Genomic DNA, 1,867 nt, shown 5'->3' with positions numbered 1-1,867 from the left:
TCCTTCGTCGCGTACGCGGCGGCCGCGCACACGCGAGCCGGGCCGCGAACGGCGGATGCTCGGTCTCGCTTCGCTCGAAAGACGTGGTTGCGGTGAGCCGGGCGCGTTGGTGATCGAACGCTGGGACACAGGGCGCGCGGTTCAGAAGTCGGTTTGTTCGGCCGGGCCTCGCACTCGGTGTTCGCGAAGCTCTTGTGTTCATGTCCAAACGGCGCGCACGCGAGCCGCGGCGGATGGCTGGTCTCGCTTCGCTCGAAAGTCGTGGGTTGTGGTGCGCTGGGCGTGTCGGTGTTCGGACGCCTGGACGCAGGGCGCGGGTCGGATGGCGGGTTTGTTCGGCCGGGCCTGCAATGGGTGTTTGCGGCCCTGGCGTCGCTGCCGTTGCGCGAGCGCCGCTTGTGGCCTTGTCGCGTTGAGCGTCGGTCGCGAAACGCGGAGGACGGCGAAGGCCGGATGCTTGGTCTCGTTCGGCTCGGAAGTCGTGGTTGGGGGTGCGCTGGGCGCGTCGGGGTTCGACTGCTCCTGGGTTGCAGGGGGCGGCTCGGAAGCCGTGCGGTGGACCGGTGATCACCGGGGGAGCGGTTGGGCGTCGTGGTCTGCGGGGTGAGTGCTACCCGTGAGTAGGGGCGTCGGGCGCGGCCCGTTACGCTGCACCGCATGCCGTATCTGGAACGCCAAGGTGAAGTGTTCGTCGTCTACCTCGGGGCCGAGGGGCAGACGGACAGCGAGAACCGATTCCACCCGGATTGGATCGACGCGTTTCACGGGCTGCTCGACGAGGTCGAGAGTTCCACGGGGCCTGCCGCGCTGGTGACGACGGCGACGGGGAAGTTCTTCAGCAACGGTCTCGACACGGATTGGCTGTTCGGCAATCTGGACAAGATGCACGGCTATCTCGATCGCGTGCACTCGCTCTACACCCGCCTGCTCGCTTTCCCGCTGCCGACCGTCGCGGCGATCAACGGCCATGCCTTCGGCGCGGGCGCCATGCTGGCCACTTCGCACGACTTCCGGGTGATGCGCGCCGATCGCGGCTTCTACTGCCTGCCCGAGGTGCACCTGGGCATGCCGTTCACCATCGGGATGAACGCTCTGCTCACCGAGCGGCTGACCAACCAGGTGTGTGTGCAGGCGATGACCACCGGCCACCGCTACCCGGCCGACGAGGCGATCGCCGTGGGCATCGTGGACGGCAAGGCCGAAGCCGACGAGTTGCTCGCGACCGCCGTCCAGCGCGCGGCGACGCTGGCGAGCAACCGCAAGCCCAACCTGCCGGTGATCAAGCGCGCCCTGCACGCGAAGGCACTGGCCGGCCTCGCGGTGCCGACCACCCCGGAGAACCTGGCCTTCGCCACCAGCTGACCCGCATTCGCGGACAACGCCGGCGCCGCCGCGTCCGGCCGGCCCGATCGCCCACGCACCCGGAGGCCGGCCGCACCGCGTCTCTGGCGAAGCGTGACCGCGGTGCCGTCGGAGCTTTGCGGGCGGTCGCCGCGTGAGTGGAAGCCCAGCGAACCTCGACCCCGTCTTTCGGGCGAAGCGACCGCCCATCCTCCGTCCACGGCCGGGCTCGCGTTTGCGCGGCCGACAACTGGACGCCGTGGGAGCAAACGAGCAGCCCGCCCGAGCCGACAACCAGCCCGCCCGAGCAGCCCGCCCGAGCCGCAAACCAGCCCGCCCCACACCGCGTGCACCTGATACCGGGCTCCGGCACCAACGCGCCCAGCGCACCGCCACCACGTGTTTCGAGCGAAGCGAGACCGAGCATCCGCCGTTCGCGGCCCGGCTCGCGTGTGCGCGGCCGCCGCGTAGGCGACGAAGGAGCAAGCGGCGGTCGCGCACGTCCGGACGGGCGTCGCCGGACCGG

The 1,867-nt window shown here is 70.4% G+C and carries 1 protein-coding gene; it reads left to right on the top strand.

Features of this window, described 5'->3' with window-relative positions:
- Positions 1-657 precede the first annotated feature (657 nt).
- Entirely contained in the window at positions 658-1,362 is a 705-nt protein-coding gene (locus ACWDMM_RS33750) for an enoyl-CoA hydratase-related protein (protein WP_357208757.1), read from the top strand.
- Positions 1,363-1,867 lie beyond the last annotated feature (505 nt).

It is taken from the genome of Nocardia sp. NPDC003726 (assembly GCF_053586955.1).
This window is presented reverse-complemented; position numbering and strand designations above follow the sequence as displayed.

What these genes read in the sequence shown, in the direction of transcription:
- ACWDMM_RS33750 (WP_357208757.1), top strand. Translation starts at nt 658, where the DNA reads ATGCCGTATCTGGAACGCCAAGGTGAAGTGTTCGTCGTCTACCTCGGG.